Raw genomic sequence first — 14,513 nt, 5'->3', positions numbered from 1 at the left:
GGTGCCCGGCCGGAAGGGAGCGGCGGTGGCGCTGGCTTATGGCGACGTGACGGTCGTGGTGGACGAGCGGGACGACCTGTTCTATACACGGGCGGCGTTGCAGGCCCACCGGCCCGCAGAAGGCCGCATCACTGTGCAGCCGACGCCGGCCAGCGGCAGCCCGGCCGCGCTGGCGCACGACATGCTGTATGCGCTGGGCAAGCGGCTGGCCCCCGGGCCCCACTCCCCCGATGTGTGGCTGGACTCGGTGAACGCGGCCTGGCTCGCCGCGGCTGCCTGGGGTGTCGCGACCGGGGTGCGGCACGTTGTGGTCACCCGGGCCCATCTGCTGACCATCCGGCGCATCGACCAGTTGCTCGCCTGGCGCGAGTTGACGGGAGCTCAGCTGACCCTGCTGTGGCAAAAGCCCCCGCGCGGGCTGCCGCCGGCGCTGGCCCGCGTGGAGCGCCGTATCAGCGGCCGAGAGGAGTTCGAGGCCCTTCTCTCCGAGCCGGGACCGATACCCGCGCGCCCGTCCTTCCCTCCTGCTGCGCCGGCGATGCCGGGACCGGCGGCGCTGGCGGTGGCTGCGGGGCGGTCCTCACCCGCCCGGCCGCCGCGGGGGACCAGGGCGGCGGCGATGAGGCCCGGGCGGCCGGCTCACCCTTGCATCGGTGCGTTGGCAACGGCGCAGCTGGTCCAGGCCGCCCCTGCCATCGAGATCGCGTCCCAGGAGGCCGCCGCTCTGGCCGCTCTCGCGCACCCGCTCATCGCCGCAGCGCTGAGTGTGCTGGCCTTCACCCGGGCCGGCCTGGGCAGCCTGCGCTTCACCCGCGACCTCGACATCACCGGCGACGTCTGCGCCATCAAGCTCCATGGGGTAGGCCATCGGTCCTGTCCTCTGCACGCTGTGCCTGCCTGGGCACGCCCCCTGCTGGCCGGCGCCCGCGCCCACCACCGTCTGACGACCCACCCGCCCGGGGACGGCGTGTTCGCCCCCGTGATGCTGGCCGAGGCTCGGCATCTGCGCGCGCACGCCGGACGCCTGCCCCGGCTCGGCCTGACCCTGCCCGCCGGCGCTCTTGTCCCTTGAGTCGTGCGTAGCGAAGCACCCGCTCTGCGCACCGGGGAAACGGCAGCGCTGCTGCACGTGATGTCGGATACTTCGCCCGCTCTGTGGCCGGGCTTCGCAGCGACGCCTGTTCTCTCAGCACGCAAGCACAGGAAGCCTGCTCAGGTGCGCTTCGGCACGGGAGCTTTCCTGCGGGCCGCGGCAGTCCTGCGGGCCTGGGCGCGTGCAGCGTGCTGATGCTCGAGTGCTTCACGGGTGCGCTTGGGGATGATCAGTTTCATCTTGGTGGCGGGCGCTACGAAGGTGCTGGCGCCGGTGCCGTAGCGGCCGTTGTGGGTGTCGCTGTCGGTCTTGTAGAGCAGGACGTCGACGATGCCGAGGGCCCGCAGGCTGGTCAGGACGCGTTGGACGTCGTCGATGTTGCGCCAGTCTCGGGTGTAGACGCAGATGGGACGGCGGGTGTCGTCGCTTTTGGTGCGGGTGTTGATGAGCGTGGCCGCCTTGCTGCGGTAGCCGAGAAGGCCGTCTTCGGTTGCGGTGCGGATCGTGGCCCAGGAGCGGTCAAGGAGGCTGAGCGGGGTGAACCAGAGCCACTTGCCGCTCCAGGGATGGTCGTCCTCGGTCAGGGGGGCGTCCGGGGCGGCGGCCCATAGCCAGTGCTCGGTGGTCTCGCGTGATGGGGCGTCCTGCTGGGCCGATGGGGCGGTCTTGACGATCACGATCGGCACTGTATGCGAAGTTCATTAATTTTTTTGCTTATTTACCCGTTATGGGTCTTGTGGAACGGAACTCCCTCCGGTGGCGCCGTGATCTGGCGCTGACCGCGTGCTGCGCTGCCGCTGTCGCGGAAGCGGACCGCACCGGCGATCCGGGCCAGCGAGCCGCCCGCCTCATCGACTGCCTGGGAGTCCTGCGCTCGGCACACGGCGTCGGCGCAGCCACCGCCGTGGATATGCGCGCGCTGCGGCGCGGCTTGCGCCACGGGCTCGCACCCCTCCTGCCCGCCTGCAGCGAGGACGGTGATCCGCTCGGCGAGATGAGGCTGCTGGACCACGACGGCCTGCTGCGTGACGCCGTGGAGGACCTGGGCCGCGAACACCTCGTGCCTCAGCAGGCGTTGATGGAGTACTGGCCCTGGGCACGCTTGCGTGCCGAGCAGGAGGAGCAGCAGCTGTACGCGGAGATCCGGCGGCTCCCGCCGGACGACTACGCGAAGGTGCGCGAGCTGCTGGCGAGTGATCCTGTGGCGGAGCAGGGCGTGCTGTGGGAGAAGTGGGACGGGCTGTGGGGGCGGTTCGGGTTCTTCGAGCCGGTTGCGTCCTGGCCGTGGTGCAACGCGGCGGGCTGGTGCTTCCCGTGTCCTGTCTGTGCCTGGCCGATGCGCGCACAGCCCGCCGGGCAGGGGGTCTTCGCCGTCGCGTGCGACGCCCATCTGCTGGAGGGGGTGCAGTACACCTACCGCCCGGTGCGAGGCAGCAGCGGCCCTCCGGTCCTGGAGGACGGCGGGGCCTCAGCCGGTCAAGTGGAGGGCTTTCCCGCTGCCGGCGACTACTTGGCGGTCTCCCGGACGGTGTGGCGGTATATGACCCTGCCGGGCCGCATGGAATTCGCGATCCGGGACGCGCTGTCGGGGATCGCCGGGCTCGACGTCCTCATGTACCCCGGCGGTGACCGCTACGACCTGCGCATCACGGCCGCAGAGCCGCTGGTGGCCAAAGAGTGGCGGGTGGATGCGAAGGCGTGGCGATCTTTCGGGGCCCTGGCCGATGCCCTGCTGGAGCGTCCCGTCCTGGCCGCGCCGGTGCCGCTGACGATCGTGGTCCCCCACCGGCAGCGATCCGACCTTCCGCTGCTACAGGCACGCCTTGCGGGGCGGCGGGACCTTGAAGTGATGACCGACAAGGACTTCATCGCCGAGGTTCTTCGCTGGTGCCGGGGTGAGTGGTGAGCGGCGATGTCCGTGAGGCGTTGCAGCGGTGCGCCATCGCGGCGTATCTCGCCCTGTCCGAGCAGTACTTCGCATTCGAGACAGTCGATGGCCGTCGCGGTGTGCCGCTGGACTTCGCGCAGATGTTCGCCGCCCGGCGCACCGATGCATGGGGTAGGTGGCTGTCGCTGCCGCGCGCCGAGTACGAGCTGGTGGGCCGGCTGTGGCAGGCACTGAAGCAGGAGGGGGACCTGGCGCAGCCGGACACGTTCCGCGAGGCGGTCCTGGAGTACGCGGTGACTCCCACTGCGCTGTTCCGGATTCCGGGGGAGTCGAATGCTGACGAGACCCACTGGTTGGTGGCCTGCCACGCGCAAGAGCCCCTCGTCCTGGCCGAGCATCTCGTCGAGGAGGCCGAGGAGTACCGGGCCATGCTCCACAGGGTGCTGCCGACGGCCGGCGAGGGCCTGTGGTCCTTCGGGCGGGAGCGTCTGTACACGGTGGAGATTCCTGCCAGCGAGAAGGACGCCTTCGTGGCCCCGGTCCGGTTGCGCACCGAGCCGTTCCTTGAGGAGGTGAAGCTGCCTCGACAAGCGGTGATGGACCGCGTGGTGGGCCAGGCAACCGCCCAGCCGGAGAAGTTCGGGTGGAAACCCGGTCTGCTCCAGGGGTTCTTCGACCGGCTCACCGACGCGTACGGGCGCACGGCGGCAGAGTTGCGGCTGCCCGCGGGGCCGATGACGCTGCTGAATGCGCCCACCGGAGTGGGCAAGAGCGTGCTGATGCGGGATGCGGCGCACCTGCTGGCCGCCGGCGGCCAGGGACCGGTCCTCATCGTGGTGGGCCGCATCCGTGAAGGCCTGCAGACCGCCGAGCAGTTGGCCGCGGACGATGAGCTGGTCGAGGACACGGCCACCGATGTCCGGGACGCTGCCGAGCGGTCCGGCAAGCCGCTGCGGGTGGTGGCGTGGGTGGCGTCCTCACGCCACGATGACCAGGCCGCGCTCGCCTTCGCGCAGGGCCGCGAGGACCGCTTCGAGCAGTTCGCCGGCGGCTGCGAGATGACCGGCTGGCAGGTGGACGGCCTCCGGCTGGACCGCACCAGGCTCCCCTGCTCCCAGCTGGAGTGGGTCGCCGGTCCCGCCGAGCCGGAGCAGGCCGGCAAGCATTTGTGCCCGCGTATGGGCGTCTGTCGGCGCTTCGAGCACATCCGGCAGGCCGCGGAGGCCGACATCATCGTCACCAACCACCACAACCTGATCCGTGGACGCTGCAAGGTGCCCGTCGAGGTGGACGGCGAGCGGATCGTCCAGGACATGAGCGTGCTGGAGTTCGTGCTGCGGCGCTGCCGCGTCGTCATCATCGACGAGGTCGACGCCTTCCAGGCGACGTGGTGCACGCAGGGCGCGCAGGAGTTCACCCTCATCAGCCGCGGGCAGGGTCACGCGGGGCGGCTTGAAGAGGTCGACCGGCACCGGGGCGGCCTGTCGGCGCTGGAGAACCTGCTGGTGACCGGCCCGTTGATGGAGGCGCGCCGGCTCAGCGAAACCTTCCTGGACAACGTCTTGACCGGGCACCTCTACCTGGACTCCGAGCAAGAGCGGCACAATCGCCCGGGCTCCGGCTGGTACATGGTGGGCAAGAAGGATGCCGAGTTGTGCCGCCTTTTGACCGGCGCCTCGTCGGACGCCGAGATCACCGAAGCGGTGCACCAGGCTTACCTGGCCCTCTTCCCCGGCGAGCGGTCCGGTGCCGAGTTGCCGACGGGCTGGCAGCCGCTCGCCGATCAGATCCGCCAGGCCCTGGCCGGCAAGGTCAAAGGCACCCGCCGCAGCAGAAAGCTCGCGGTCTTCAAGCACTCCATCGCCCGCATCCTGGCCGACGCGCCATTCCACGTGCCCGCCTCCCAACGGGCCGCTGTGGTCAACGACCTCCTCGTGCGGGCCTGGCTCGGGGCGCTCCACAACGAACTCCACACCCTGAAGTGGTCGATCCTGCCGCTGCTCGGACAGTTGAACGCGGCCACCGACCTGGTCTCCACCATGGGCCTGCTCCCTCGCGACGAGCCGATTCCCTACGGGCCGCTGGGACAGAACCTGTACGGATTCAAGCTCGACAAGAACGCCAGCGGCACCGGCCGCCTTTCGCTGCAGTCCCTGGGCGGCGATCCGCACACCTCCACCGTCCGCCTCGGCGACACCGTCGCGCTGGCCACCGCCGGAGTGCGGCGCAGCGTTCTGGGCCTGTCCGCCACCGCGTTCTTCCCCAAGGCCGCCCTGCAGCACGTGCACACCCTGCCCGCCTATGTGATGACCGACGCGGCCCCGGGCGCGGTCACCGCCCACGCCGGGAGTGTGTCGTCCACCGATCTGGGCTGGCAGCCCATCTCGATCGGCGGTGTGGAGGAAAAACGCAAGCCCTCCGAGCTGCGCAGGCTCGCCGAACGGCTCTGGCACACCCAGCTGTCGTCGCACCTGGAGAAGGTCGCCCGCAACGACCCGCTGCGGGAGCTGGCGCTGCTGGCCGGGAACTCCTACTTCCATGCGGCGGTGATGGCCGCCGGGATCGCGGCCGCGTGCGGCCGCCCCGAATGGGTCGCGGTCCTCGTCAGCAGCAACCAGACCTCCTCCGGGAAGGCGGTGGATCTGCCCGAGAGCGTGGTGCGGGTGACCATCGACGAACTCGAGGACCTGCCCGCCACCCATCCACGGGTGAAGGTGATCTGCGCGCCGCTGTCGGTGGTCTCCCGCGGCCTGAACATCCTCATTCCCCACACCGACCGCTCGGCGCTCGCCTCGGTATGGGTGGGTGTGCGCCCCCTCACGCACCTGCACGAGCCGGCCGTCATGTACGCGAGCATCAACGCCTGCGGCATCGCGGCCGGCACCGTCAGCGCCGATCCCGCCGGCATGCTCGCCTCCCAACGCACCGCAGCCGTCCGCCAGCGGGAGTTGCTGCTGCGCACCGACCCGCGGTTTTCCCGCATGCCGAAGTTCCTCAAGACCGAGATCCTGGCGGGCATCCTCGTCGAACTCATCCAGCTGGCCGGGCGCGCACGCCGCGGCGGCACCCCCGTCGAGCTCTACCTGGTCGACCACGCCTTCTTCAACCAGCAGTTGGGCTGCGACTTCCCCCGGCTGCTGCGCTCCTACTACGGCCAGCTGGACGCTGACGAGCAGGACATCCTGCGCCGCGTCTACGGCTCCACCCTCACCGCCTGGCTCGACCTCGCTCACAGCGAGGACCTGCTGCCGAACCCCGTCACCCTCATCCCCGCCCCCACCCCGGATGCCAAGGACCCCAGTGATGCCGTCGAATGACACCCGCATGTCCATGCTGGCCGCGCCGTTGACCAGCTCGTTGATGGGCACCGCGTGGCTGTACCGGCTCCCCGAGAAGATCGAGCCCGCATGGAAGAAGCTGCGCGCCATCTACCACGGCAAGACCGGCTCGAAAGCCAACCTGCCCTATGCCGGACTGCTGATGGTGCTGCGCGCCAGCGGCACCACCAGCGCATCGCTGTATCCCACCAGCAAGAGCAAGCCACCACAGTTCCTTGCCCTGTCCAAAAAGCTGACACCGACCCACCTGCGGGCCGCGGTCGCACTGTGGGAGCAGGCCCTGCTGCAGACACCGCAGGACGAGATCTCCCTGGCCCACCCCAGTGACCTCGCCGACCTGTTCGCCTCGGTGGAGCCCGAGCAGGTGGCGGTGTGGGACCACGTCCGCCTCGGACCGCACGCGGTGGACGCCGACGGCTGGGTGTGGGACGCGGCCAGCTGGAACCTCGCCTCCCTCCTGGCCCGGACCGACCTGACGGCGGACGGCCGCACCATCGCGCTTCGCCCGGACACCGAGAACAACATGATGGTCTGGGACACCGAACACCTCTGGTCCAACACCTGGCTCGAGGCCCGACCCGCCAAGGAGAAGACGGGCGAGGACGGGACAGACGAGGAGGCGGAGGAGTGGAAGGTCAGGCGCCACTACGCCGCGCTGCGTGTGGAAGTGGCGATGAAGTCGCTGCACTGCCTTCCCGTTCCGCTCGTGGTCATGACACCACGCGTGTCGAGACTGAGCAACCAGGTCAACGGCGCCCGCACCGCCTGGTGGGCGCCCCGCTCCCCCAACGCCCCGCTGCTGCGTGTGAACCTGGGCGGGAGGGGCAAGCACACCCACCTCGAGCACACCAGCCGCCTGGCCCTGAACGCCTGGGTCCGGCTGATGGACGACCCGGTCTTCCCCCGCAGCGCTGACGACACCGAGTTCCTTCCCCTCAGCGCCATGGACCTGTGCGGCAAACCAGGCAACCTCCGCGCGCTGATCCCTTTCTCGAAGTCGTTTCCCATCGGCAAGGGCGTCGGCCTGCACACCATCACCGCCCTCGCCGAGCACCTGTCCACCGTCACCGGGCAGGACCTCGTCCACGGCCGGCAGGTCGCCAAAGTCCTCTCGGTGGGCGCCCGCAAGACCGAGTACGGCCGCGATGCCACCCTCCTCGACGACGCCAGCCTCAAGGACATCCTGGCCGCCGCCGGCTGCTCCAAGCTGCGCGTCCTGGCCCTGTACCTGCACCAGGACATGCGCACCCGCATGCAGCGCCTGCTGGCCTACCACTTCAACCAGCCCCACCTCGCCGACGGCATGCCCGACGACAAGGTCGTTCAGCTCGGCTGCCACACCGAGGTATTGCTGCACCGGGCCCCTGAGCTGCTGTCCCACGGCAGCCACCATGACCGGCGCGGCGCACTCACCGACGCGCTGCCCGGACTCCAAGCCCCAGACACCGGGGTCCTGGCCCTGGTCGAAACCGAGTACGACGCCAAGGACTGGCGCCGTCAGCGGCGCGCCGCCCGCCGCGAGGAGGACGGCGCCGTCGACCCGTACACGCTCGATGCCAAGCCGGAGGTCTCCCGCCACCTCGCACGTCACGGTGTCCTCGCCCAGTTCCTCACCCCCGAAGCCAAGAAGCGGCGCTCGAAGAAGAAGGAACGCGAGGCGCAAACCCCGCTCGAGGCCCTCGGCCTGGAGCTCGCCGCGGACTTCCCCGGCCACCACGCCATCGGAGACATGCTGCGCTCCGCCGGCCTGGTCCATCCCCGACTGACCCGCGCCATCTCCACGGGAAAGGGGATCAAGAATCGCGTCGCTCACCTCGGCCTGCACATGCGCGCCCAACTCGGCGACAAGCACACCAATCGCACCGAGGAACCCAAACTCATGTGGGTCCTCACCGCGTTCGTGCCAGTCGGCGAGCAGTGGAAGGCTCTCGCCTACCTTCCTCCCGGCAAAGGCGGCCACGGCGGCTGGTTCAACTACGCCCGCGCCCAGGGTCTGTCCCGCAGCCGGCCCATCCCCGAGGGCAGCCGCGGCGACGACACCCTGCCCCGCCGCATCGACCACGCCCTGTACGAACTGAGCCGGTACCTCGAGTGCGGCTACGTCCTCTACGTCTCCGGCGACTCCACCCGCCCCGTCTGGCCACTGCTGTCCAACAAGAACGCCGACCTGCTCCCCGACGACAACGGCCTGGCCAACGGCAGGCCCGCCCTGCCCGGAGCCACCCTTACACCCGATCACCGGCCGCGTGCCGTCATCCGTACCACCTCCAGCGCCGACCCCAGCATCCCCCTGCCCGCGTTCTTCCACGAGATCGACGAGAACGGCGCCACGAGCGACGGTGACAAGACCAGCAACGCGCTGTTCCAGCTCGACGGCACCGACACCACGTTCATCATGAGCCGCCGCCCCCACCAGATGGACGGCAAGACTCCCTCGGCCAAGTCCGGTCGCAGTCAGGGACGTTGGCGGTGTGACGATCAGGAGCAGCAGGCCGAGACCTGGCACAACCTCACCGCCACCGAGATCGCCGTCGTCCAGCATCCCGCCGAGGACGACGCCCTCCCCTACGCCCTGACCGCAGCACGGCTGTGCAACCACGCCCTGGCCTGGGAACACCGCACCCGGCATCCCCTGCCCGTCCACGCCGGCATCCAGATGGACAAAAACCACCCCGAGTACCGGCGCACCGTCGACTGGGACAACGACGACGCCACCGGATGACCGCCAAAAGCGATGCATGCGCGCGGTCACCGGTGGCACTGGCGCAGCGGGCCCATGGGGCTGATGCTCTTCGTCCTGGTGTCGGCTGGAAGTGGCAAAGGAGACATCCTCGGCCACGACATCCGCATCGGTCACCGCGGCATGCGCCCCGGCCTCGGCTTCGGCAGCGGCTGCCTCCCCAAGGACATCCGCGGCTTCATGGTCTCCGCCAGTGAGCTCGGCGTCGGCCAGGCCCTGACGATCCTCGGCGAGGTCGACGCCATCAACAACCGGCGCCGCGAGCGCATCATCGACCTCGCCCGCGAACAGATGGGCGGCGACCTCGCCAGCAAGCGGATCACTGTCTGGGGCGCCGCCTGCCCCTGGCCGCCCTGGCGACCCGATCCGCTTCGGTACCGCTCATGGTCGTCCGGGTCGCGAAGCCGGGTCTCGGGATCCAGGACCTCGCCGGGGCGCGCCAGCACGGTCTGGTACGGCGAGAACGGCAGCTAGCACCTGGGGCTGTTACAACGCGGGCGATGCGGCGAGCGTGGCGCAGATGTCGTCGTGACACGTCCTCTTCACTCCGCCGGAGGCTCTCCCCCGCTGGACGCACGGCGCTGATGGCGGCGATGGTTCGCGTCCTCCTGGGCCAAGCGGCGCAGAAGTCTGACGACCGGTTCGAAGAGCACGGTGAGGAACACGGCCCGTTCGGCGAGGGCGATGCGGTCGTCAATTCCGTTGAGTTGTTTGAAGTCCAGGTCCGCGGTGGAGGTGGCGAGCTGGGCGTAGGGGAGGAGGTCGTCAATTGCGTACTCGGCGCCGAGGCGGGACAGTGCTGCCAGGCTTTCGGCGAGCGCCGGGCGGTGCGGCGACTCGTCGGAGATCTGCCAGCCCATGCTCTCGATGAGGATCTCGACCCTCGCAGCGGTTCCCTCGCCTGACGCCGCCTCGTCGACCAAGCTATCTGACCCCGAGTTGCCCCGGCCGTCCCTTCCGGTCTTGTCGGCGGAGGGTACGGGCAGTGCGTGGTGGACGACGCCCAGGGTCTCGAACGCGTCCAGCGGACGGTCAACAGCTTCGAGCACTTCGCGGGTACGGGCGACGGACAGTCCGCCGAGCTGGGTGAGGGAACGGATCAGACGGAGCCGCTGGATGTGCTCTTCGCCGTACTCGACCGCTGTCGGGTTCAGCGCGCGGCCCTCGGGAAGCAGCCCTTCCCGTCGGTAGTACTTGATAGTCGCCACCGGTACCCCGGACCGCCGACTGAGCTCTGAAATCCTCATGCGCTCCCTCACACTCAACTGTCCCACCGGTGTCCCCAGGGTTGCCCCCGATTCTCGATAGTGCCACTATCAGGCACTCGGTAGTAACGCTATCAAGTGCCTCTTCGGCGTGCCCGCTTCCTCCGTTCGCGTGGACAACATGCTCCTGCGGAAGCCTTCGGCGTCACCCCGGCCGCACCCGGCCGTAGTTCCTCCCCCGTCCCCGGACCCGGGCAAGTCAGTCGTGGGTCCGGTCGTCTCGTACGCCTCGACCATGGAGAACCACACAATGTCCCAGCGAATCGGCAAGACCCACTGGAAGCGTTTCGCCATAGCTGCGGTGCCGACGGTGGCCGCAACAGCAGCCGTCGTCGTCTCCATGGCCCAGGGCGCACTGGCCGCTTCGTTCAGCATCTCCGGCGCCGACTTCCAGGTCTCGGCCGACAAGCTGAGCGGCAAAGGATTCGGCAACTACGCCACCGTGGATGTGGCCAAGAACGGCAAGCGCATACCTGTCGCCGTCTCGTCCATCGAGAACGCGACGATCACCGGCATGTGCCAGTCCGTCCCCGTCACCATCCCTGTGCTCGGGACCTACACGATGACACTCAAGGCCGGCGGGTCGGGCACACCGGTCAGGGCCGAGGACCTGTACATCGACATGACCGACCTCCAGGCCAAGACCGCCACCTTCAACAACGTCGACATCGGCGTCGCCACCGGCTCCATGACCAAGGGGCAGGTCAATCCCAAGGACCACGTCGACCCCGACGGCTACGCACAGCAGGCGGACTCGGTCGAGATCATCGACGCCCACCAGCAGGTCTGGGCCACGAGTGCGGGAACCTTCGAACTGCCGGGCCTGCACATGAACATCGCCGCCGGCCGCCACGACTGCTTCTGAGGTCGCTCCCGCCCTCGTCGTCTCCGGCATGGAAGCGGCCGGCGACAGAGGCGGGACGCCGAGCGACCCGCCCGCTCATAGACACCCCTCCCCCACCCATGACTCGGGAGCTCCCCCATGACGAGTGTCGGCGCACCCGCGAACGCCCACCGTGACATCGGCTTCACTGGCGCTCGCCGGGCCTTCCGGACCTGGCGGCGCACCCGCCCTTTCTGGGCGGGCCTGCTGGTACTCCTGGCCGCCGCGCCGATCATCTACTTCCCGTACTTCAACCTCTCCCTGGGCGCCCTGTCCGTGGCGATGTCCACCACCGCGGGAGCCGGGTCCCTGGTCATCGGCCTGACCCTGATCGTCCTCGGCGGACTCCTCTGGTTCCAGCCGATCATCAGGTTCTTCGCCGGCTGCGTCGCCGTCTTCCTCGGTGTGCTGTCACTCCCCATCTCCAACTTCGGCGGCTTCTTCATCGGCACGCTGTTCGCGGCCACGGGCGGGCTCCTGGCTCTGGCTTGGGGACCGGCCGACGTACACCTGACGGAGACACCCGGCGGCGCCCAGGAGGCGTCGGACACCGCCAGTCCAAAAGAGAGGACCGGCGAATGACCGACCAGTCATCCGATGCCTACGGCGAGATCGCAGAACCCAGCTTCGCCCGGCCGTCGAGAAGCCGACAAGCCGGCCTCCGCACGTCCACGCTGACGCGCCCACGCCTCCGCCCGCGTCCGCGCGCACGCCTGCGCCTGCCGGTTGCGAGGGCTCTCGCGCTGACCGCGTTGCCGACCGCCCTCATCCTCGGGAGCCAGCGTCTGCCCGCCCCTGACACCAGCGCCCTCGCGGCTCATTCCGCTCTTGAAGGGGACGCGGTCAGAGGTGTCGACTGCGCCCGCCTCGGCGACGCATCGGCCCCGGTGACGGCGGCCCCCGCAAGCCCCTCCCCCTCCGCTGGCCCCAAGAGGTCGAGTGCTCACCGCAGTGGCGAGGCGGGCAGGCCGTCGGACCACGCACATGACCAGGAGACGCCACCGTCCCCAAGACAGACCGCCGCCCCCAGCCCTTCAGCCCACAACACCTCCGCCGAGACAGGCCTTGCGGACCTCCTCGCTCCCCTGGATCTCCTCAACGGCGACGCCGACCAGCAAGGTGCGGCACCCCCCACGATCCCCTCGCCGAGCTCGGTCACCGCTACGCCCGAGGCCACGGAGCCGTCCCACCTGCGGCTGTCCACGACGTCGGCGTCACCCGTCCCCAGCCACCGCGTCGCCGAGCCGTCGCCCCCACCGAAGTCCACGCCCGCGGCCGCCCGGGGAGCCGTTCGCACCTGCGACATCAGTGACGTCGAGGCCCCCGAGGAGACGAGTGCCGGCCGCTTCGCCGCCGAGCCCTGGAACATGAAAGGGAGCCGCCTCGAATTGCACGACCTCGTCTTCCACGGCGTCGTGACCGTGGACACGGCCGCCGGACCCAGGCGGGTGCTCAAGTTCTCCGCAGCGGCCGTCAAGATCCGTGACCTGAAGATGGCGGTACCCGTCGGCCAGCAGATCCAGCACATCGACGGAGCACCCGGCTCCACGTCCACGCTGCGAGGCGACGACATCACCATGTACGTCGAAAGCCTGACGGGCACCCTCTCCCGCGTCGGAAACGTCCCCACGCCACCCGTCCTCCATCTGCACCTCACTTCTGACACCGTCCCGGAATGGCTCTACGACACGACCGGGAACATCGGCCTCAAGTTCCAACTGAGCCTGAAAGATGCCGACATCGATCAGGCCGGCCAGACGGGTGGGGAGCTCAACGTCCCGGGGATTCACGGATATGGCACGACACGGTGACGCCGGCGCATGAGTCCGCGCGGCTTCGTGACCATGCGCGACAACGCCGGACCGCGGCTTGTCGCGCGTGCGGTGGTCTGTTGAGCGCCGACGGCGAGGCGACGGTAGCTCACGCAGCCGCACCGCTTCCCTGGAAGGCGTGCTCTCGATTCGGACTTGGCTCGCGGCCGAGCTTCGACCGCGTCGACGTTGAGCGGGCCATCCTGTACGTGCTGCGAAGGGACCCGTTCGTTCCTGGCTCTGGGCGAGGAACGCACCAGGTGCGGCAATCAGGCGGTGACTATCGCATCTGCGCGCTACTCCACTTTCCCTGGTCGGGTCTGGCAGCGGTCGAGGATGCAGGGCCTTCCAACTCCACACCGCACGCGACGTCGTCGAGATCTGGCGCCACAGCCCGGCCACCCTCGACACCCCGTAGATCACCGCGGCGCATCTGGAGCCGACCGCTGACTCACGGAAACGCAGTGCGCGTTGGTTGCAGCGCTGCATCGGCCCGCTGGCGTGATAGGCCCTCTTATGCGCGCATCAGTAAGTATGTTGAGGTCTTGGATCAGCACCGGTTCGAGATCGTGCAGCAAGCGCGGGCAAAGAGTGCGCTAGGGGGGTGCGTGGTCTCCGGCAGCTTGGCAGGCGCTTTCCGGCGCGGTTGCGTCGATGCCGGGCGCACGGTGCGTTTCCCGATGTCGGGGACGCACTTCGTCGAGGGGAGCCTTCATCGTTGCTGCGGAGCCGCTTCCTCGCTTCGTCGGCAGCGCGAGCCCCCTTATCTGCCACTGCAGCCCCGCTGCACCGGCACGCTGGGCAAGGTCGGCAACTACGCAGCCCATTACGGCAACAACGGCTTGTGAGTGCGCGAACAACGTTCGCCGTCCTTCGAGGGCTTTGCAATCTGTGTCGAGCCCTGCGGGCATTCACCAGACGCCCGACACAGCGCCCTGTGCATCGAGTGGCGACAATTGCGAGTAGCGCGTCCGTGTTGCAACTGGGGCGTTCACCCTTCGCCCTGTGTTCATCATTGCCTGTGCCTCGTCGGCCAAATCCCCGTCCCGGCGTCGGAATGCTGCGAGCTGCGCCGTTACCCACCCTCACCGCTTGGAGATTCTGTGCACCCGTACGTTCCGCCCACTCGACCTGGTCCGCTGGCATCGAGTGCCACGCATGATGCCGCGAAGTGGCAGCGCATGGACAGCCTCCGCGTAACCACGCATCGTGCGCAGCGTGCCTTCCTTATCGTCAACGCGGTTCCCTTCGCCGTGAGCATCGTCCTGAGTTGCTTCACCGATGTTCCCGCCGTGGCGGTGTACGGGGAGTTCACTCTGGGATTGGCGTGGGGCATCGCGCAGTGCGCCCTATTCGTCGCCAGTGCCTGGTTGTGCGACATGCGAATTACACAGAAGTCCGAACCTGCCGAAGATTTCTTGGCGTCCGACGTGCAGCGCACCGAGATGTCGGGTGTTGTCCCCATCGACGGGTTCCGGCGGTGGGATCAGTGACC

12 protein-coding genes are annotated in these 14,513 nt (G+C 69.0%); 10 read left to right on the top strand and 2 right to left on the bottom strand.

All coding sequences use genetic code 11. From position 1 onward, the window contains the following. Positions 1 to 25: 25 nt before the first annotated feature. Positions 26 to 1,072: a hypothetical protein gene (locus C6376_RS41315; RefSeq protein WP_107448324.1), complete on the top strand. Its 1,047-nt coding sequence runs from the start codon at positions 26 to 28 to the stop codon at positions 1,070 to 1,072. Positions 1,073 to 1,212: 140 nt separating this feature from the next. Here the strand turns inward: C6376_RS41315 and C6376_RS41310 are convergent, their stop codons facing one another. Then, positions 1,213 to 1,770: a putative phosphothreonine lyase domain-containg protein gene (locus tag C6376_RS41310; protein WP_159083452.1), complete on the bottom strand. Its 558-nt coding sequence runs from the start codon at positions 1,768 to 1,770 to the stop codon at positions 1,213 to 1,215. A 50-nt stretch (positions 1,771 to 1,820) separates the two neighbouring features. Between C6376_RS41310 and C6376_RS41300 the strand changes: the two genes are divergently transcribed. The 4 genes from C6376_RS41300 to C6376_RS46665 are packed head-to-tail and all read left to right on the top strand — an operon-like array spanning position 1,821 to position 9,533. Continuing rightward, a complete protein-coding gene (locus tag C6376_RS41300; RefSeq protein ID WP_159083451.1) occupies positions 1,821 to 2,999 on the top strand; it encodes a hypothetical protein in 1,179 nt (392 codons plus the stop codon). Beyond that, positions 2,996 to 6,298, top strand: coding sequence for a hypothetical protein (locus C6376_RS41295; RefSeq protein WP_107448320.1), 3,303 nt, complete (start codon positions 2,996 to 2,998; stop codon positions 6,296 to 6,298). Before C6376_RS41300 ends, C6376_RS41295 begins: the two co-directional genes overlap by 4 nt. Then, a complete protein-coding gene (locus tag C6376_RS41290) occupies positions 6,285 to 9,041 on the top strand; it encodes an RNaseH domain-containing protein (protein WP_159083450.1) in 2,757 nt (918 codons plus the stop codon). Before C6376_RS41295 ends, C6376_RS41290 begins: the two co-directional genes overlap by 14 nt. A gap of 54 nt (positions 9,042 to 9,095) precedes the next feature. Further along, positions 9,096 to 9,533 carry a hypothetical protein gene (locus C6376_RS46665; protein WP_367881080.1) on the top strand — a complete coding sequence of 146 codons (438 nt, stop codon included), beginning with the start codon at positions 9,096 to 9,098 and terminating at the stop codon, positions 9,531 to 9,533. 68 nt (positions 9,534 to 9,601) lie between these two features. Here the strand turns inward: C6376_RS46665 and C6376_RS41280 are convergent, their stop codons facing one another. After that, complete coding sequence (locus tag C6376_RS41280) at positions 9,602 to 10,306, bottom strand: MerR family transcriptional regulator (RefSeq protein ID WP_107448318.1); 705 nt, start codon at positions 10,304 to 10,306, stop codon at positions 9,602 to 9,604. A 268-nt stretch (positions 10,307 to 10,574) separates the two neighbouring features. On the opposite strand from C6376_RS41280, the gene C6376_RS41275 reads away from it, so the two are divergent. The 5 genes from C6376_RS41275 (at position 10,575) to C6376_RS41255 (ending at position 14,511) form a co-directional block, all read left to right on the top strand. After that, a complete protein-coding gene (locus C6376_RS41275) occupies positions 10,575 to 11,189 on the top strand; it encodes a DUF6230 family protein (RefSeq protein ID WP_107449474.1) in 615 nt (204 codons plus the stop codon). 117 nt (positions 11,190 to 11,306) lie between these two features. After that, positions 11,307 to 11,789, top strand: a complete 483-nt coding sequence (locus tag C6376_RS41270; protein ID WP_216825676.1) for a DUF6114 domain-containing protein — start codon at positions 11,307 to 11,309, stop codon at positions 11,787 to 11,789. Beyond that, positions 11,786 to 13,018 carry a hypothetical protein gene (locus tag C6376_RS44285; RefSeq protein WP_159083449.1) on the top strand — a complete coding sequence of 411 codons (1,233 nt, stop codon included), beginning with the start codon at positions 11,786 to 11,788 and terminating at the stop codon, positions 13,016 to 13,018. The genes C6376_RS41270 and C6376_RS44285 overlap by 4 nt, the downstream gene beginning before the upstream one ends. A 545-nt stretch (positions 13,019 to 13,563) precedes the next feature. Continuing rightward, positions 13,564 to 13,866 (top strand): hypothetical protein, encoded by a 303-nt coding sequence (locus C6376_RS44280; RefSeq protein ID WP_159083448.1) that lies wholly within the window; start codon positions 13,564 to 13,566, stop codon positions 13,864 to 13,866. Positions 13,867 to 14,199: 333 nt separating this feature from the next. Further along, the gene (locus tag C6376_RS41255) at positions 14,200 to 14,511 is read left to right on the top strand and encodes a hypothetical protein (protein WP_107448315.1); all 312 of its coding nucleotides are present in this window, start codon (positions 14,200 to 14,202) and stop codon (positions 14,509 to 14,511) included. The last annotated feature ends 2 nt before the right edge of the window (positions 14,512 to 14,513 follow it).

It is taken from the genome of Streptomyces sp. P3 (assembly GCF_003032475.1).
Classification (GTDB): Bacteria; Actinomycetota; Actinomycetes; order Streptomycetales; family Streptomycetaceae; genus Streptomyces.
Note: the sequence above shows the minus strand (reverse complement) of the source record. Positions and strands in the feature narration are given on the sequence as shown.